Here is a 17198-nt window from a genome sequence, read left to right as displayed (position 1 = left end):
CAAAGTCACTAATCCGCGACACACTCCGCAACAAAACCGATGCCCCGAGCAAAAGCCCGGGGCATCAGTTTGAGTCATCTGGCCTTGAGAGGCGCTCCCCCAATTTAGTTCGGCCACCAACCTATGGTGGTGGTATTCGTTTTGGTGGTTGTGCTGTTCGGCCACCAGCCGATTGCCGTGCTGTTACTGTCCTGCGAAGGCTCGGCGTTAGCCGGAGCAGCCAGCCCCGTTACTGCCAGAACTGCTGCCATGAGCAGTGTTGCCGCAAATTTCTTCATCCGCTGTGCCCTTTCATACTGATGCGAATTACCGGTGTGACTTGAAAAAGGTCACGTGGCAAACTATACGAGCTTTTCTTCACCATGGACATGGATAATGGGCACATGCAGAGTCCACAATTAACGCCCCATCTTGTAGCCGGACTCAATGCGCGCGCCAAATGGAAAGAACGTAACTTTGATGAGGCCTTTCGCTTGGCCGGCGAAGCTGCACATCTTGCCGCTGATGCCGGGGATGAAGTGTCCTGGTGGAATATGCGTTACTTGCAGGCGGAATGCCTCCGGGACCAAGGCCGGATCGATGAATACCTGGCATTGGCACTGGAACTGAACGGGCACCAGCTCACGGCGTCCTCGCCTGAGCTTGGAGCCAAAGCCGGAACCATGGTCGCCGTTGCCCTGCAGGGCCTGGGACGTCTGGCCGAGGCCGCTGCCATGGCCGCGGACGCCGCCAAGCTGGCTGCCCGGGACGCGGACCTGGTCTATGTACAGATCCTGGCACAGCGCGCACTCATTGCCTCCCTTGCCGAAAGCCGCCTGCTGGACGATGCCTGGCGTGAGTGCTTGGAGCTGGAATCCCTGCTGACCGAAGACATCGACGAAGACACCGCGGGCAAGGGCTATTGGGTGATCGGCAACGTCGCTTTCCTGGCAAACCGGGTTGAAGATGGAAGCCGGTACCACGATCTTGCTTCCGAACGGCTGTCACCATCCAAGGACGTGGACTTGTGGGCCCGCTTCAACCGCGCCTCAGCCGAAATGCGGCTTCAGGCCCGGCTGAGTGATGCCGCCACCCTCCGCTGCATCGAGCGGGCGGAGCTCGCTACAGACATCGTGGGCGGTTCCGAGCGGGACCATTTGGAAATGTCCCTGGTCCGCGCCCACTGGAACTACCTCAACGGTGACATGCAGGAAGCCCTCACCATCCTTGAGCCTTTGTGTGCCCGGTCTTCGATCCTCGCCACCCAAACCTCCGCGGAGTCGCACTTCCTCCTGGCCAGGACTTTGCTTGCCCTGGGCCGCCGGGAAGAAGCCGTGGCAACTTTTAGCGAAACCGCGAGCCTTTTCGATCAGGCAGCGCTGCCTGATCGAAGTTCGGCCGTTCGCGAATACCTCCGGGATATGGTTGAGCGGCGAGGCGAACCGCACGGGGAGTAACCATGTCCGAGGAAAACTCGAATGCCGCATCAGATCCACGTCTGGGATTGCTGCTTGATGGCATCGTCAGGCTTGCTGCGGGAGACCTGCACACCAGGATTGAAATCTCCGATGCCCGCGACGAGATCGACGCCGTGATCATGGGTACCAACCTCCTGGCCGAGGACCTCCAGATTGTCTATGAAGAGCTGGAGCAGCGGGTAGCGGACCGCACCCGGCAGCTGCACGAGGCCCACCGCGAAATGCAGCACATGGCGATGACCGATCCCCTCACGGGCCTTCACAACCGCTCCGCTTTCTCCGCCGCGCTGGCAGAATCCCAGGGCAGGGAACCCAATGGCAATCAGCGGCCGGCCATTCTGCTGATGGACATGAACGGCTTCAAGGGCGTCAATGACTCCCTGGGCCACACCATCGGAGACAAGGTGCTGGTAACGGTGGCAGCCCGCATCAGCGCTGCCGTCCGCGAGGAGGACATGGTTGCCCGCATGGGCGGCGACGAATTCGCGATCCTGCTGCAGGACGTTACCGCCGCGAAGGCGGCTTCGATCGGCAACCGGATCCTGGCCGCCATGGACGGTCCAATGGAGATCGAAGGCCAGTACGTACGGTGTGGCGCCAGCATGGGCCTCCGTATGGCAGATCCCGGCAAGAGCGCCGAGGAACTGATGATGGAAGCGGACATCGCCATGTATGAGTCCAAGGCGGATGGGCGCGGCAAGTTGAAGGTTTTTGACTCGGACATGCTCCTTGCCCGGCAACTGCGCAACCAACTCGTGGGTGAGCTCAAGGAAGCGATCGCCGGTTCGCAGCTGGTGCTTTACTACCAGCCGATCATCCGCTTGGACACCCGCGGAATTGAAGGCGTCGAGGCCCTGGTCCGTTGGAATCACCCCACCCGCGGCATGATCATGCCGGACGAGTTCATTCCCATCGCCGAGGAAACGGGGATGATTTCCGATCTGGGCGGCTGGGTGCTGCGCACCGCCGTCGAGCAGTTGCAGCGATGGCGCAGCGATCCCCTGACGGGACGCCACGACTTCAACATGCGCATCAACGTGTCCGCCGCAGACCTCCAGCGGCTGGAGTTCGTGGAGGACGTACGCGAAGCGTTGACCTCGGCCGGGCTGGACCCATCGCTGCTGGTCCTGGAGCTGACCGAAAGCGCTGTCATTCAAGGCAACGACCTCGACCGATACACGCTGAACAGCCTGCGGCGGCTGGGCGTCGAGATGGAGATCGACGACTTCGGCACCGGCTACTCCTCCATTGACTACCTCCGCCGCCTGCCCGTGCACGCCGTCAAGGTGGACCGAACGCTCCTCTCGGCACTCGGTAGCGACCCCGCGCAGCCCGCCCTCCTCGCGGCAGTCCTGCAACTCATTCGTGCGTGCGGCCTCGGTGCTGTGTGGGAGGGAATCGAAACCGCAGAGCAGGCAGACTTCCTGCTCAGCATTGGGTGCACCAGCGGGCAGGGCTACTACTTCAGCCGGCCTTTGCCGGAGGCACAACTCACCGAACAGCTTAAGCACCACAAGACCTGGCCGATCCAGGATTAAAGGCACGACGGCGGTGGGCTGGCTTTAGGGTGCGGCGCCCTTTTCGCTTGGCTGGCGGTTGGCTGGCTGGTGGGCGGCGGCTGACGCGTTGGGGCTTTGACGCCGTCAAGCCCCCTCTTGGCGCGCCCGCCATTCGGAGTCGAGGATCGCATAAATGTTCTCGGTGGCCCACTGGCCTTTGTAGTGCCAGTTGTCCACGAGGGTGGCCTCAAGCCGCATCCCCAGGCGTTTGCAGATACCGGCGGAGCCGGTGTTCAGGGCATCGAGTTTCGCGTCTATGCGGTGGAAGTTCAACTGGCCGAACGCCAGCTTCATGACAGCCTCCGCCGCCTCCGTCGCGATTCCCTGCCCCCTGCCCTCGGGGTGGAGGATCCAGCCAAGCTCAGCCTGGCCTGTTCCCTCCAGCCATTTCAGGACGATCTCGCCCATGAGTCCCGGACGGTCCTGGAGCTCGATGGCGAGGCAGGCCCAATCGCCTTCATGCCTGAACTGCGCATTCGCGTAGCGGCCCAGGACTTCCATGGATTGCGTCTTGGTCAGTTCGTTTCGGAGCAGGTACCGGGCGGTTTCGGGCAGCGACTGATAGGCGTGGAACCGCTCAAGGTCCTCGGCCTCGAAACGCCGCAGAATGAGTCGTTCGGTCATGATCGGAAGCTCAATTTCGGGCATGTCTTCGAGGCTACTAGGCGCGTCCAAATCCCGGCCCTGAGCTTGTCCAGTCTTGACAGTTGGGCCGATCTGGGATTACCTAATGAACATTCGGTAAATAAAGCTGGAGGCAATGACGCATGGTTGAAACAACCCTCTCCGGTGCAACGCACCACATCCTGACGAACGACTACGCGTCTGAATGGATGGGCATTGAGGTCCTCAAGATCGACGACGGCCATGCCACCATCCGCATGCACCTCCGCCAGGAAATGCTCAATGGATTCGGAATGGCCCATGGCGGAATGATCTTCGCCTTCGCGGACACCGCCTTCGCACTGGCCTGCAACCCGGCCAACCCAACGCCAAAGCAAGCTGCCAACATCACGGTGGCGTCCGGCGTCGACATCAACTTTATCAAGCCGGCGTTCGAAGGCCAGGTGATTACCGCCGTCGCAAACCGTCGCGCGAGTACTGGCCGCAGCGGCCTCTACGACATCCAGATCTACGCGGCTTCAGCCGGCGCCGCGGGCGCCACCCCCGATCCAGATCCCGGAGAACTCATTGCAGAGTTCCGGGGCCGCAGCCGCACCATCTCCAAGAAGTAGGAACTCCAGATGACCCAGAACACCGTCGCCGCGCCCACATCGCCCGCCTCCACGGCAACCGCCCCCATCCTGGACCGCGAAGAAACGATGTCCCGCGACGAGCTTGAAGCACTCCAGCTCAGCCGCCTGCAGCACACGGTGGCCTACGCCTACGATCGCGTGCCGCTGTACAAGCGCAAGTTCGACGAAGCCGGCGTGCACCCGACCGACCTCCGCGAATTGAGCGACCTCGGCAAGTTCCCTTACACCACCAAGGAAGACCTCCGGCTGGAGTACCCGTTTGGCATGTTCGCGGTGCCCCAGAATGAGGTTGCCCGAATCCACGCGAGCTCCGGCACCACCGGGCGCCCTACAGTGGTGGGCTACACCAAGAACGACCTCGCCAACTGGGCAACCCTGGTGGCCCGTTCCCTGCGCGCCTCCGGCGTCCGACCCGGCATGAAGGTCCACAACGCCTACGGCTACGGCCTCTTCACCGGCGGGCTCGGGGCACATGCAGGCGCTGAAGCGCTCGGTTGCACGGTCATCCCGATGTCCGGCGGCCAGACCGAACGCCAGATCCAGCTCATCCAGGACTTCAAGCCGGACGCCATCCTGGCAACCCCCACGTACCTGCTGACCATCGCCGACGCCATGGCACACCAGGGCATCGACCCCACCTCCACATCGCTGAAGTACGCGGTGCTCGGCGCCGAGCCGTGGACCGAAGAAATGCGCCACGAGCTCGAAACCACCATGAACATCAAGGCCTCGGACATCTACGGACTCTCTGAAGTCATGGGCCCGGGCGTGGCTGGCGAAGCTGTTGAAACGCAGGACGGCTGCCACATCTGGGAAGACCACTTCCGCCCCGAAATCATCGATCCCTTCGATCACTCCACGGTCCTGGGCGACGGCGAACCCGGCGAGCTGGTCTTCACGTCCCTCACCAAGGAAGCGCTGCCGATCATCCGCTACCGCACCAAGGACCTCACCCGCCTGCTCCCCGGCACCGCCCGCCCCGCACACCGCCGGATGGGCCGCATCACCGGTCGCAGCGACGACATGATCATCCTGCGCGGCGTGAACCTCTTCCCCTCCCAGATCGAGGAAATCGCCCTCCGCATCCCCGAGCTCAGCCCGCACTTCCAGCTCGAAATCACCCGCCCCGAAGGCAAGCGAATGGATTCGCTGACCGTGAAAATCGAGCGGCGCGAAAACGTCCCCGCAGAGTCAAGCACGACGGCGGCCCGCACCTTGCGCGAGCAGATCAAGATTCATGTCGGGTCTTCTTGCGTGGTTGAAGTTGTAGAGCCCGGTTCCCTTGAGCGTTCCAACGGCAAGCTCCGCCGGATCTACGACCTGCGGCCAAAGGGCTGACATGCGGCGTCGCTGACCGGCAGCCCGTCTAGAGATCGTGAGAAAATGCCACCATGCCTACTGAGACAACCACCAAGCGCGGACGGCCCGGTTACGACCAGCAGTCGGTGCTCCGCATCGCCGTCGACGTCTTCAACCGCCACGGATACGACGCAACGTCCATGGGCATCCTGGCTGAGAACCTCGGGATCTCCAAGTCAGCCATCTACCACCACGTGCCGTCCAAGGGCGATCTGCTAAAGCTCGCCCTGGACCACGCCCTGGGCGGCTTGGAGGCCATCCTGGATGAGCCTTCAGCCACCTCCGGGCCGGCCGATGCCCGGCTTGAGTTCGTGCTCCGGCAGACCATTGCGGTGCTGGTAGACAGGCTGCCGTTCGTCACCCTGCTGCTGCGGCTGCGGGGAAACACCGAGATTGAACGTGATGCCCTGGAACGCCGGCGTGCCTTCGACCACAAGGTGGCTGCCCTGATAGCCGCTGCCCGTGAAGACGGCTCGCTGCGCCAGGACATCGACCCCCGGACGGTCACGCGGCTCCTGTTCGGCACCATCAACTCGATCGTGGAGTGGTACAAGCCGGGCGGCTCGTTGTCCCCCGAGAAGCTGGCCGACGACGTCATCACCATGGCCTTCGACGGCCTCCACGCCGCCGCCTGACCCTTCCCGGTTCCTCTCTCACATCCTGCGGGTTTTTACGGTTCCTCTCTCACATCCCGCGGGTCTTTTGCGTTTCCTCTCTCACATCCCGCGGGTCTTTCGCGGTTCCTCTCTCACCCTTTGTCGCCGTGCCGTGGCCAGGTCCCCGACGCTGTCGCCAGCCAACTCGTTGCGTCCGTTATCGGACTAAGCGTCTTGGTCAAAACAGGTGGGCCAGCCGAGAGGTTCAGCAACATTATCGACGGGCTCATTGACGGACTGTGAAGGCCACCGGTTGGTCCGACCAAGGTAGCTATTCCGGGCCAGGAAACGGTTCGATGCCAGCCGCGACGGCGACTTCACGGTAGGCAGCGGCGAGATCAGCAAGACTCGCGTGCCTGTTCAAGCCGCTCGGGTTTGGGAGTACCCAAACCGGGGAACGCCCAAGGGAATCCGGCTGTCGTCCCCACGTCGCCCTAGGCCGGGCGAAAGCGGTCCGATAGGCTCCGATTCCCAGTACTGCAACCATTGCCGGCGCCATAAGTTCGACGCGCGCAGATAGTGCTTTGGCTCCGGCAAGGAGTTGCTCCGGGGTGAGTTCATCCGCTCGCGCCGAAGCTTCCGCAACTATGGACGTAATCCCAACGCCACGTTCCAGCAGATGATTGAGGTCCCCGGGGCGGAACCCTGCAGAGGCATCGATCCGACGATCGACGATGCCGGCCCGAAATAACGCTGGATAGAAGCGATTGCTGCCGCCACCGAAGTGCGCCTGCACTGCAGCAGCACGCAGGCCAGGATTGATGCCGACGAACAGGAGCCTCGTCTGGTCCGAGACTAAATCGGGCAGGGTTAGGCCTCGGAACGCATCTAGCGCAACCCGGCCAAGTCCCATCGTTCAACCTTATGACATGATTCGTAAGATCCTTCCGGGGGCCTCAAGCGTAAAATTTTCAGCGTAGGAGGTGGCCAAATGCATCTAGCCCTTAACACAGCCACAACTGTCCTGCCTGTCGATGACCTGAGCCGCGCAAGAAAGTTCTACGCGGAAAAGCTCGGCCTTCCGCATCGCGGCAGGACATGGGACGGAAATGATCTATTTGGCAACGACGGCGGCCCTATGCTGCAGTTGTTGCCGGTCACGGACGGTAAGCACTCCGGTCATACCGCCATGAGCTTTGAGGTCGAGGACATCGAGCGGACTGTTGCGGAGATGGAAGCCCAAGGCGTCAAATTCCAGGATTACGACGAGCCTGAGCTCAAGACCGATAACCATATTTGCACCACCGACGCAGAGAAGTGCGCTTGGTTCATGGATACCGAGAACAACGTTCTGTGCATCCATGAGACGCTCGGCCAACAAGCCGAATACCAGCTTTAACCAACCCCTCAAGACAAAGCGCGTCCCCCTGCATGGGGGACGCGCTTCGTCGTTATCTGAAGGAACAACCGCTAAAACAGGTCGGGATGTGAGAGAGGAACCGAAAGAAGCGCGCGGGATGTGAGCGGGGAACCGGGAAAAAGCAGTGGGATGTGAGAGAGGACCGGTTTTGAACCTCATGCGCACACCCCTTGACACGCGTGACGGACATCACCTAACGTGATGGGATCGATCTCATCACAAACAAGGTGTCTATTGGGGAAGAGGATGAGATCGATCCCATGGCTACAGTTAAGCGACGAGGATTAACATGAACCCCCCACATACAACCCATGCGTCAAAGGCCCCCACGAAGACTTCACCGTGGACTGCCGCCAGTGCCAGCACTATCGGTTCGGTGCTGGAGTACTACGACTTTTTCGTCTACGGCCCCATGGCGGCACTCGTTTTCGGGGCTGTCTTCTTCCCCAGCGGCGACCCCGGCCTGGCTGCCGTCCTCTCACTGAGTACGTTCGCCGTCGGATTCGTTGCGAGGCCTCTTGGCGGCATCGTCATCGGGCACCTCGGTGATCGCGTTGGCCGTAAGAAGATGCTGCTCTTCACGTTCTTCCTAACGGGATTCGTCACCGTGGGCATCGGCCTGTTACCCACCTACTCACAAGTTGGGGTCTGGGCACCGATCATGCTGGTTTCACTTCGTTTCCTCCAGGGCATAGGCCTCGGCGGCGAATGGGGCGGCGCTGCACTGCTCGCCGTCGAGCATGCACCGGAAGCCAAGCGCGGCTTCTTCGGCAGCCTGGTCCAGGCCGGCGCTCCCATCGGCGTTATTCTCTCCAGCGGCGTCGTAGCAATTCTCACGGGCACACTGTCCCGGGCAGAGCTGCTCGCTTGGGGATGGCGTATCCCGTTCCTGCTGAGCACAGTCCTGGTGATCTTTGGATTGATCCTGCGTCTGAAAATCACGGAAACGCCGGACTTCGAGAAGACCGTGGCCACGCCTGCGGCCAAGGAAAAGCTGCCCCTGGTCGTTGCGCTGCGCCGCTACCCGAAGCAGATACTAGCGATGATTGGCGTGCATGTCAGCGACACCACGCTGGGCTTCATGCAGGGCGTCTTCATCATCGGCTTCGCTACAACCACGCTGGGCATCAGCCCCACGGTAGCCTTGATGGCCAACATTGCCTCTTCCGTCACCAACCTCATCATCACGCCCGTTTCCGGCATCATCTCTGACCGCTTCGGCCCACGACGGGTTCTGGTTACCGCCACCGTGGCGTTGGCGCTGTGGGCCTTTCCCATGTTCTGGCTCATGGAGACCAAGAGCGTCCTGGCCCTGTTCTTGGTGATGTCCGCGAACGGACTCATAGTGGGAATGCTGTTCAGCCAGCAGGCCACGCTCTTCGCCGCAGTCCTGGACCCGAAGGTCCGATACACCGGAATGTCCATTGGTTTCCAGGTGGCCACGGTAATCGGTGGCGGATTCGGCCCGCTGATCGCCCAGGCCCTCCAAAACAACGCCGGCGGCGCCACGTGGAGCATCTCCGGATATCTCATGCTGGTTGCGCTTGTCGCCCTCGGCTGCGCGCTATACCTGACGTCCCGCAAGACCCAGGTGGTCCATGTTTCCCAGGCATCGCCCGCGTCCGTGGCTGCTTCCCAGCTCTAAAGCAAACAAACACGTCCCGAAACAGAACGGAACCGCAGCAATGCAGCAGGAATTTCCCGGCCGCATCGGCACCACAGTTGCCGAATCCGAGGCTTGGTGGCCCGAGCAGCAAGCAGCCGACGGCTCACAACCCAACATTCTCATGGTCATACTTGATGACACCGGATGGTCGGACTTCGGCTGCTTTGGCTCCGAAATCAACACGCCTGTCATCGATGGACTGGCCGGGGAAGGACTCAGGTACACCAACTTCCACGTCACCCCTCTGTGCTCCCCAACCAGGGCGAGCCTGCTCACGGGCCGCAACCACCACTCTGTAGGCATGCGGTTCCTGGCCGATGCAGACACTGGCTTCCCCAACTCGCGCGGCTGCGTCCGTCCGGACGTGCCTATGCTCCCGGAGATACTGCGCAGGAACGGCTACGGAACCTATCTGGCCGGTAAGTGGCACCTTGCGCCTTTGAACGAACTCACGCCGGCCGGGCCCTTCCACAACTGGCCGCTGAACCGTGGCTTCGACCGCTTCTACGGTTTCCTGGATGGCTGCACGGACCAGTACTCCCCCGAGCTGGTGGCCGACAACCACAGCATTGAACCACCCGCCCGGGAGGGCTACCACCTCAGCGAGGACCTGGCCCAACAGTCAATCCGTTTCCTCAAGGACCACTCCACGTACCGTCCGCACGCTCCGTTCTTCCTCCAGTTGGCTTTGGGGGCCACCCATGCCCCCTTCCAAGCGCCGAGGGCGTACATCGAAAAGTACATCGATGTCTTCACCAAGGGCTGGGACAAAACCCGCAGCGACAGGCTGAAGCGGCAGGTGGAACTAGGCGTCGTGCCGGACGGCACGGCACTCACGGAACGGCTGGCAGACGTCCGCGCGTGGGAGGAGTTGAGCAGTACCGAACAGGATGTCTTCACCCACCTGCAAGCTGCCTTCGCCGGTTTCCTTGAGCACGCTGATGCCCAAATTGGCCGTGTTGTTCAAGCGTTGAGGGCGATGGACCTTTACGAGAACACCATCGTCCTGGTCATGTCGGACAATGGTGCATCCCGCGAGGGCGGCCCCACGGGCGATGTCGATTGCAACGCGCCGTATTCGGGCGTCCGCAGGCCCGCCGTCGAGCAGGTCAGCTTGCTGCCTCAGCTCGGCGGCCCCCTGGGTGGCGCCCACTATCCGGAGGGTTGGGCCATGGCGGGCAACACGCCGTTCCGCCGTTACAAGCAGTTCGTTGACCTTGGCGGCGTACGTTCGCCGCTGGTCGTTTCCTGGCCGGCGGGGATCGCCAAGGCGGGAGAGGTCAGGAACCAGTTCCTGCACGCCATCGACATCACGCCCACCCTCCTGGATGCAGCCAACATAGAGACTGATACAACGTTCGACGGCGGGTCGGCAGTTGCGACGTTCGTCGATGCAGCCGTGAAGGAGCCCCGCGAAACGCAATTCTGGGAGATGCTGGGCCACCGTGCAATCCGCCATGGTGAGTGGAAAGCCGTGACGGCACATCTTCACGGACAGGACTACGAGCAGGACGATTGGCGCCTGTACAACACCCGGGAAGATTTCGCCGAAGCGCACGACCTCGCCGGGGCCGAGCCGGAAAAGCTTCGAACCCTACAAAAACTCTGGTGGGAGCAGGCGGAGCAAATAGGTGCGTTCCCCCTGGACGACCGAACCCTGGTAGAGCTGCTCACTGCCCGGGGTCCGGCTGGCTTGGTCAATCGCAAGGAGATCGTTTTCAGGGCGGGCCAGAGCCACGTCCCGTTGGCCAGCGCCATCACGGGCAGCGACCGAGCCCTTCAGTTCACCATCCACCTCCGGGAATTCAACCCGGGAATGGAAGGGGTCTTAATTTCCAGCGGCAACCAACAAGGCGGCTACGTGCTCTACGTTCGCAACGATGTCCTGATCTTCGAACACCATGCCTTGGGCGCCCGCGATGTGCTGAAGTCTGACACTGCCTTGTCCGGCGGACCGCAGGCAGTGGGCCTGCGCCTGACTCCCCTGGACGACAGGGCAGCGCTGGCAGAACTGCTCCATGGGGATCAGGTGGTTGCTGCAGCGACAATCAGCGGCACGTCCAGCCACCTGTCGTTCTGGGGCATGGACATCGGCTCGGACCCGGTCAGTACAGTTTCCGCGGAGTACGAGGCACCGTTTGCCTTCCCTGAGGCAGCGATGGATCGCGTAGTGTTGCGGTTCAGGGACACCCCGGACCTCGAGGATCTCGCCGAGCTCATTGAATCCACGGAGTAGAACCATGGGACAACTGATTCTTGATGTGGACACAGGGGTGGACGACGCTCTCGCCCTCATGTTCGCTGCCCGCCACCCTGACTGGAACCTGCGCGCCGTCACCTGCGTTGCTGGAAACACCAGTTTGGAAGGAGTAGTTCGAAACACGTTGACGGTCCTGGACGCTGTCGGCGCCACGGGTGTACCGGTGGCTGCGGGGGCTGCCAGGCCCCTGCTCGAAGAACCCCGCGACGCCGGCCACGTCCATGGCGGGGACGGGATGGCCGATCTTGGCTGGGAACCGTCAGCCAGAAAGCCTGAGGCGATTCACGCCGTCGAACTTTTGCGGCGCGAGATCCTCTCCAGTCCTGAGCCTGTCACTTTGGTGCCCCTCGCCCCGATGACGAACATTGCCCTGCTGCTGCGGACCTACCCGGAAGTTGCGGCGAATATCGGGAAGATCGTTTTCATGGGTGGATCGGCGTCAGTGGGCAACGCGTCGCCCGTGGCCGAGTTCAACGTGTGGCACGATCCCGAGGCAGCCCAGATCGTCATCAGCAGTGGCTTGCCAATCACCATGTACGGACTGGACGTGTTCTATTCCGTAGCGATCGAGGCACCCGACATTGAGCTGCTGAGGGAATCCGACGACGCCGGATGCCGGCTCAGCGGTCATCTTCTGACTCATCTGGCGAAGGTTAATGCGGATGATTTCCGGCTGACTTCGCCCGGATCGGCAGGCATCGGTGACGCCGGGGCCGTCTGTGCCGTGATCGATCCCGAAGGCCTTGTGACCCATCGCCATCGGGTTGAAGTCAGCCTCTCAAACCCCTTGACCCGGGGGCAGACCGTCGTCGATCGCCGGACAAAGGCCTCCGAGACCACGCTGCCACACGGCTACCTAAGCCGCGACAGCATCGACGTCGCCCTCGGTGTCGACGGACGTCGCTACGCGGCGCTGTTTCTCGATACCATCAGATCCCATGACGGTAAGTAGCGCGGCACCAGCAACCATGCTCGATGTGGCGCGGGCGGCCGGCGTCTCCCGCGCCACAGTTTCGCGTGTTTTTACCGCCCCATCGACTGTTGCGGAGGAGACGCGCACCAAGGTGATGGACGCCGTCGCCCAGCTGAACTATGTGCTGAACAGCGCGGCCCGCAGCCTGCGCAGTGGACGTTCCAACACCATCGCATTGTTGGTGGGCGATATCGCCCAGCCCTTCCACAGCCAGCTGGCAAAGGCCGTTGCCCATGCCGCAGAAGGACGCGGTTACAGCGTCCTTCTCTGCGACCTTGACCACAGCATCACCCGCCTTGAGCGGCTCCTGGAATCCCTGCCTTTGCAGGGAGTTGACGGTGTCATTTTGGCAACAGGTGACGACATCGATACGGCCGCTGTGCGTGCCGCCATTGAGGAGGCCGAGGACCGTGGTACGAAGGTTCTGCTTGGCACTCCGCAGCTTGCCGGGACGGGTGCGCTGGTTCTGACCACGGATTACGAATCCGTTGCCTACCAAGCCACCAAGCATTTGCTGGACCAAGGGCGTTGGCCCGTGGCGCTGCTCGGCGGGAGCGAATCGTCCGTGCTGTCGCCGTTCCTGACCCTTGGCTTTCTCCGTGCCTGCAGCGAGGCCGGGCATGAAGATGCAGAGGACCTCATTGTCCGCACCGAGTACAGCACCGACGCGGCCCGCGGCGCCACGCAGCGCTTACTTTCCGGCCCCGACAACCCGGAAGGCATCGTGGCGTCCAGTGTTTCCGTGGCTTTGGGGGCAATGTCCGCATTGGCCGACGCTGGATTGGCCACGCCCGGGCGAATCGGCCTTGTTGCGTGCGAGGAAGTCCAGTTGGCCGAGCAATTGCGGCCAAGGCTCACGACGGTCGGCACCAAGCTCAACCTTCAGGGCGCTGCCATGGCTGACGCCTTGATCGATGCAATTCAAGGCCTGCCCCCGAAAGAACGCGACTTCGCGCCCGGGTTGACTCTTCGGGAATCAAGCGCCGGTTAAACTGCAACGCGGGGTCACTTAGGGCCCATGTTGGCTGTCAACATAGGCCCTAAGTGACCCCGCGTTGCTTTTAATGTGGGGTTACTTCTCCACGAGGGTCAGGACGTCGTACGTGGCTACGATCTCGTCGTTCTGGTTCGTCAGCACGGCATCCCAGGCAACCTCGCCATATTCGTCGGTCTCGCGTGGCGTGATCTTCTTGGCGGTCAACGTGACGCGGATGGAGTCGCCAGCTGCAACTGGCGTGATGAAGCGCAGATTCTCCAAGCCGTAGTTGGCCAGCACAGGACCCGGCGCGGGCTCAACGAACAGCCCGGCAGCCCAGCTCAGGAGGAGGTACCCGTGGGCAACAATTCCGGGGAAGAAGGGATTGGCCTCGGCTGCTTCCTGGTTGGTGTGCGCGTAGAACGTATCGCCCGTGGAGTTGGCGAAGGCCGTGATGTCCTCGAGGGTCACCTGGCGCAGATCGGAGCGAACGGCGTCGCCGATCCTCAGCGTCGAGAGGTGCTTCCGGAAAGGGTGCTCGCCTTCGGTTTCCACGGTGAAGTTGCGGTCAGCGCCCGTGTGCCACTGGCCGGTGACGGCGGTGAGCATGTTCGGCGAGCCCTGGATGGCGGTGCGCTGCATGTGGTGTAATACCGAGCGGATACCGCCCAATTCCTCGCCGCCACCTGCGCGGCCGGGACCGCCGTGAACCAGGTGCGGGACCGGGGAACCATGACCGGTGGACGAGCGCGCGTCTTCACGGTTGAGCATGTGGACGCGGCCGTGGTGCGCTGCGATACCGAGCACCAGCTCCTGCGCCACGGAAGGATCGTTGGTGCACACGGAAGCAACCAGTGAGCCCGAACCGCGGGCTGCGAGGCGGATGGCGTCGGCAAGATCCGAGTATCCGATTACCGAGGACACGGGGCCAAACGCTTCAAGTGAGTGGACTTCTTCGGCTTCCGCGTCTGCCCAGCTGAGGAGTACAGGAGACATGAACGCGCCGTCTTCCACGACGCCCACCCTGCCGCCGACGGAAGTGACCGACGGCGAATCGAGCGTTCCGTACGCAAGCTCACCACCGGCGTCGAGCATTGACTGAACGGCCGCGCGGACGTCGGCGAGCTGCTCCAGCGAAGCCAGGGCGCCCATGGTGACGCCCTCGGCGCGGGGGTCGCCAACGACGACACGCTCGTTGATGCGTGCACCGATGGCGGCGGAGACGTCGGAAATCAGCTCCTTCGGAACGATCACGCGGCGGATGGCGGTGCACTTCTGGCCGGCTTTGACGGTCATTTCGGTGACGACAGCCCGGACAAATGCGTCGAATTCCGGAGTGCCTGGAACGGCGTCAGGGCCGAGGATGGCGGCGTTGAGCGAGTCCGTCTCGGAGGTGAAGCGGACACCACCCTGGACCACGTTGCGGTGCGATTTCAGCGAGTTGGCCGTGGACGCCGAGCCCGTAAAGGAGACGAGGTCGCGGTAATCCAGTTCGTCCAGGATGGTCCGGGCGGAGCCGGAAATCAGCTGAAGGGATCCCGCGGGCAGGATGCCGGACTCGACGATCGCCTTGACGGCAGCCGCTGCAACGTAGCCCGTTGGGGTGGCGGGCTTGACGATGGTGGGAACACCGGCCAGGAAGGCGGGCGCGAACTTCTCCAGCATGCCCCAGACCGGGAAATTGAAGGCGTTGATCTGCACCGCGACACCAGGAATACGGGTGTAAATGTGCTCACCGGCGAATGAACCGTCCTTGGACAGCACCTCCATCGGCCCATCCACCACAACCTGCGAATTGGGCAGTTCGCGGCGACCCTTGGACCCAAAAGTGAAGAGAACGCCGATGCCGCCGTCAATGTCGATCATGTTGTCGATCTTGGTGGCGCCGGACTGGGACGAGGACTCGTAGAGCTCTTCGCGCCGGCCGTTGAGGTACATGGCAAGTTCTTTGAGCTTGAGCGCACGCTGGTGGAAGGTCAGCTTTCCAAGCTCGGCCTGGCCGGTGGTGCGGCCGTGATGTACGACGGCGGCAATGTCCAGTCCGTCGGTGCTGACGTTGGCCAGGACTTCTCCGGTGCTGGCATCACGGACCGGGACGGTTTTTGCGTCGGGAGCGGGAGTCCACCAAGCATCCTGGACATAGCTGGGGACGGTTGCAACGGCTGTGGTTTCCGGGGCGACTGCGGTAGTGGTCATCGTCGACGGGTCCTTCCAAGGCACGTGAAATCGGCTCGGTCATTGGGTCTGCGGGAGCACAAACATTACTGACCGGCCGTTCGGTAATATATACAGGGTACATGAATGCCCGGAGGAGTACAGCAGGAATTTCCTCGTTCTCTCACATACCGCCCGTTTTGGGCCATCTGCGCTCGTCAAGTTTTTGAGACAGTTCTCGTTGTTGTTGGTTAGGCGGCCAGGGGTCCCTGAACGGTGGTTTGGTAAGCGGTGTGGGCTGTTACGGGTGGTGCGCCGCCGGCCCGGCGGTTGGGTCGGCGGCGGTTGTACCAGCCCTCGATGTAGTCCATCACGGCGGTCCGGGCGGCGAGCCTGGAACCGAAGCGGTGGTGGTGGTAGAACTCGGTTTTGAGGTGGGAGAAGAAGTTCTCGGCGACCGCGTTGTCCCAGCACACCCCTACCTTGCCCATGGACTGAGTGACCGCGTTGGTGCCGCACCATTGCTGGAATTCCTCAGAGGTGTACTGGGCGCCGCGGTCGGAGTGGAAGACCACAGAATCCTCGGCGAAGCGGCCGTGGTTCCGGGCCATCTGCAGGGCCGCGGTGCACAGGCTCGCACGCATGTGTCCGGCCATGGACCAGCCAATGACCATGCCGGAGAACAGATCGATGACGGTGGCCAGGTAGAGCCAGCCTTCGCCGGTGCGCAGGTAGGTGATATCGCCGACCAGACGGGTCCCGGGCACGGTGGAGGTGAAGTCGCGTTTGCCGTCGGTGTCGAGCATGTGGTTCTCGATGTGGGCGGTCTTGGCCTGCGGGTCCTGGACCGTGGTCTGTTTCCAGGCCCGAGTTCGGATGGCACGCAGACCGGTCTCGCGCATGATGGCTCCGACGGTTGGGGCGGAGACCTTGGTCCCGGCCGCGTTCAGCAACAAGGCCAACTGGTCCCGTCCGGCACGGCCTTCCTCCTTCGTATAGAGGTCGGTGACCGCGGTGACCAGATCCTCATGCCGCACGGCACGTGGTGAGGGCCCGGCGGGGTTGCGCCACCGATAGAACGAGGCCCGGGAAACCTTCAATGCCCGGCACAGCCACACCACTGAATGGTTGGCCTTCTCCGCTTCGATGAACTCGTAGAAATCCTCTACTTTTGCTTCGCGGCAAAGAAGGCGCTGACTTTTCCCAGGAACTCGACCTCGGCCTTCAACCTGGCGTTCTCGGCCAAGGCCTTTTGGTGTTCTTCCCAGGCAACCGGGCCCCTGTCCTCGGACGGGACAGGGGCATTTGGTTGACGTTCCCGATGTCGGTGAAGCCAGTTCCCCAGCGTGCTTTCCTTCACCCCGATCTCCTCGGCGACCTGCTTCACCGAACGGTTCGTGGACAGCACCAGCCGCACCGCTTCCTCACGGAAAGCGGCATCATATTTTCTTCTGGGCGTGGTCATCTGAAACGAATCTCCCATCAAGCTGTCTCAGAAAACCATACGGCCGCAATCGTTCTC

At 62.3% G+C, this 17198-nt stretch carries 15 protein-coding genes; 10 read left to right on the top strand and 5 right to left on the bottom strand.

The window, feature by feature from the left end:
• Nucleotides 1–104 precede the first annotated feature (104 nt).
• Complete coding sequence (locus AC6I97_RS07235) at nucleotides 105–278, bottom strand: hypothetical protein (protein ID WP_224088709.1); 174 nt, start codon at nucleotides 276–278, stop codon at nucleotides 105–107.
• Between the two features lie 105 nt (nucleotides 279–383).
• Between AC6I97_RS07235 and AC6I97_RS07230 the strand changes: the two genes are divergently transcribed.
• Together AC6I97_RS07230 and AC6I97_RS07225 are read left to right on the top strand one after the other, a co-directional pair.
• Nucleotides 384–1436 (top strand): hypothetical protein, encoded by a 1053-nt coding sequence (locus AC6I97_RS07230; RefSeq protein WP_497944524.1) that lies wholly within the window; start codon nucleotides 384–386, stop codon nucleotides 1434–1436.
• A gap of 2 nt (nucleotides 1437–1438) precedes the next feature.
• Nucleotides 1439–2995 (top strand): putative bifunctional diguanylate cyclase/phosphodiesterase, encoded by a 1557-nt coding sequence (locus AC6I97_RS07225; RefSeq protein WP_497944523.1) that lies wholly within the window; start codon nucleotides 1439–1441, stop codon nucleotides 2993–2995.
• A 105-nt stretch (nucleotides 2996–3100) separates the two neighbouring features.
• Here AC6I97_RS07225 and AC6I97_RS07220 read toward each other — a convergent pair whose 3' ends face one another.
• On the bottom strand, nucleotides 3101–3664 hold the full coding sequence (locus AC6I97_RS07220) for a GNAT family N-acetyltransferase (RefSeq protein ID WP_224088715.1): 564 nt from the start codon (nucleotides 3662–3664) through the stop codon (nucleotides 3101–3103).
• Between the two features lie 119 nt (nucleotides 3665–3783).
• On the opposite strand from AC6I97_RS07220, the gene AC6I97_RS07215 reads away from it, so the two are divergent.
• The 3 genes from AC6I97_RS07215 to AC6I97_RS07205 are packed head-to-tail and all read left to right on the top strand — an operon-like array spanning nucleotide 3784 to nucleotide 6266.
• Complete coding sequence (locus tag AC6I97_RS07215) at nucleotides 3784–4251, top strand: hotdog fold thioesterase (protein ID WP_497944522.1); 468 nt, start codon at nucleotides 3784–3786, stop codon at nucleotides 4249–4251.
• Between the two features lie 9 nt (nucleotides 4252–4260).
• Nucleotides 4261–5610, top strand: coding sequence for a phenylacetate--CoA ligase PaaK (paaK, locus tag AC6I97_RS07210; protein WP_224088719.1), 1350 nt, complete (start codon nucleotides 4261–4263; stop codon nucleotides 5608–5610).
• Nucleotides 5611–5663: 53 nt separating this feature from the next.
• On the top strand, nucleotides 5664–6266 hold the full coding sequence (locus tag AC6I97_RS07205) for a TetR/AcrR family transcriptional regulator (RefSeq protein ID WP_224088720.1): 603 nt from the start codon (nucleotides 5664–5666) through the stop codon (nucleotides 6264–6266).
• Between the two features lie 292 nt (nucleotides 6267–6558).
• Here the strand turns inward: AC6I97_RS07205 and AC6I97_RS07200 are convergent, their stop codons facing one another.
• Nucleotides 6559–7140: a mismatch-specific DNA-glycosylase gene (locus tag AC6I97_RS07200; protein ID WP_224088721.1), complete on the bottom strand. Its 582-nt coding sequence runs from the start codon at nucleotides 7138–7140 to the stop codon at nucleotides 6559–6561.
• Between the two features lie 78 nt (nucleotides 7141–7218).
• Here AC6I97_RS07200 and AC6I97_RS07195 point away from each other — a divergent pair, with 78 nt between their 5' ends.
• The 5 genes from AC6I97_RS07195 to AC6I97_RS07175 all read left to right on the top strand — a co-directional run bounded on the left by AC6I97_RS07195 (nucleotide 7219) and on the right by AC6I97_RS07175 (nucleotide 13537).
• The gene (locus AC6I97_RS07195) at nucleotides 7219–7626 is read left to right on the top strand and encodes a VOC family protein (RefSeq protein WP_224088722.1); all 408 of its coding nucleotides are present in this window, start codon (nucleotides 7219–7221) and stop codon (nucleotides 7624–7626) included.
• A gap of 310 nt (nucleotides 7627–7936) precedes the next feature.
• Nucleotides 7937–9292, top strand: a complete 1356-nt coding sequence (locus tag AC6I97_RS07190) for an MFS transporter (protein ID WP_497944521.1) — start codon at nucleotides 7937–7939, stop codon at nucleotides 9290–9292.
• A gap of 40 nt (nucleotides 9293–9332) precedes the next feature.
• Entirely contained in the window at nucleotides 9333–11549 is a 2217-nt protein-coding gene (locus tag AC6I97_RS07185; protein WP_497944520.1) for an arylsulfatase, read from the top strand.
• A 4-nt stretch (nucleotides 11550–11553) separates the two neighbouring features.
• On the top strand, nucleotides 11554–12525 hold the full coding sequence (locus AC6I97_RS07180; RefSeq protein ID WP_497944519.1) for a nucleoside hydrolase: 972 nt from the start codon (nucleotides 11554–11556) through the stop codon (nucleotides 12523–12525).
• A complete protein-coding gene (locus AC6I97_RS07175) occupies nucleotides 12512–13537 on the top strand; it encodes a LacI family DNA-binding transcriptional regulator (RefSeq protein WP_497944518.1) in 1026 nt (341 codons plus the stop codon). The genes AC6I97_RS07180 and AC6I97_RS07175 overlap by 14 nt, the downstream gene beginning before the upstream one ends.
• A gap of 81 nt (nucleotides 13538–13618) precedes the next feature.
• Here the strand turns inward: AC6I97_RS07175 and paaZ are convergent, their stop codons facing one another.
• Entirely contained in the window at nucleotides 13619–15718 is a 2100-nt protein-coding gene (gene paaZ / locus AC6I97_RS07170; protein ID WP_497944517.1) for a phenylacetic acid degradation bifunctional protein PaaZ, read from the bottom strand.
• Between the two features lie 209 nt (nucleotides 15719–15927).
• Nucleotides 15928–17141, bottom strand: a protein-coding gene (locus AC6I97_RS07165; RefSeq protein ID WP_497944516.1) for an IS3 family transposase whose coding sequence is annotated in 2 segments (ribosomal slippage) — nucleotides 15928–16880 and nucleotides 16880–17141 — 1215 coding nt in all. Because the reading frame shifts where the segments join, the coding sequence is not laid out codon by codon here.
• Between the last annotated feature and the right edge of the window lie 57 nt (nucleotides 17142–17198).

Source organism: Arthrobacter sp. TmtSoilC48 (assembly GCF_059739425.1).
Note: the sequence above shows the minus strand (reverse complement) of the source record. Positions and strands in the feature narration are given on the sequence as shown.

What these genes read in the sequence shown, in the direction of transcription:
- AC6I97_RS07235 (WP_224088709.1), bottom strand. Translation starts at nt 278, where the DNA reads ATGAAGAAATTTGCGGCAACACTGCTCATGGCAGCAGTTCTGGCAGTA.
- AC6I97_RS07230 (WP_497944524.1), top strand. Translation starts at nt 384, where the DNA reads ATGCAGAGTCCACAATTAACGCCCCATCTTGTAGCCGGACTCAATGCG.
- AC6I97_RS07225 (WP_497944523.1), top strand. Translation starts at nt 1,439, where the DNA reads ATGTCCGAGGAAAACTCGAATGCCGCATCAGATCCACGTCTGGGATTG.
- AC6I97_RS07220 (WP_224088715.1), bottom strand. Translation starts at nt 3,664, where the DNA reads ATGCCCGAAATTGAGCTTCCGATCATGACCGAACGACTCATTCTGCGG.
- AC6I97_RS07215 (WP_497944522.1), top strand. Translation starts at nt 3,784, where the DNA reads ATGGTTGAAACAACCCTCTCCGGTGCAACGCACCACATCCTGACGAAC.
- paaK (WP_224088719.1), top strand. Translation starts at nt 4,261, where the DNA reads ATGACCCAGAACACCGTCGCCGCGCCCACATCGCCCGCCTCCACGGCA.
- AC6I97_RS07205 (WP_224088720.1), top strand. Translation starts at nt 5,664, where the DNA reads ATGCCTACTGAGACAACCACCAAGCGCGGACGGCCCGGTTACGACCAG.
- AC6I97_RS07200 (WP_224088721.1), bottom strand. Translation starts at nt 7,140, where the DNA reads ATGGGACTTGGCCGGGTTGCGCTAGATGCGTTCCGAGGCCTAACCCTG.
- AC6I97_RS07195 (WP_224088722.1), top strand. Translation starts at nt 7,219, where the DNA reads ATGCATCTAGCCCTTAACACAGCCACAACTGTCCTGCCTGTCGATGAC.
- AC6I97_RS07190 (WP_497944521.1), top strand. Translation starts at nt 7,937, where the DNA reads ATGAACCCCCCACATACAACCCATGCGTCAAAGGCCCCCACGAAGACT.
- AC6I97_RS07185 (WP_497944520.1), top strand. Translation starts at nt 9,333, where the DNA reads ATGCAGCAGGAATTTCCCGGCCGCATCGGCACCACAGTTGCCGAATCC.
- AC6I97_RS07180 (WP_497944519.1), top strand. Translation starts at nt 11,554, where the DNA reads ATGGGACAACTGATTCTTGATGTGGACACAGGGGTGGACGACGCTCTC.
- AC6I97_RS07175 (WP_497944518.1), top strand. Translation starts at nt 12,512, where the DNA reads ATGACGGTAAGTAGCGCGGCACCAGCAACCATGCTCGATGTGGCGCGG.
- paaZ (WP_497944517.1), bottom strand. Translation starts at nt 15,718, where the DNA reads ATGACCACTACCGCAGTCGCCCCGGAAACCACAGCCGTTGCAACCGTC.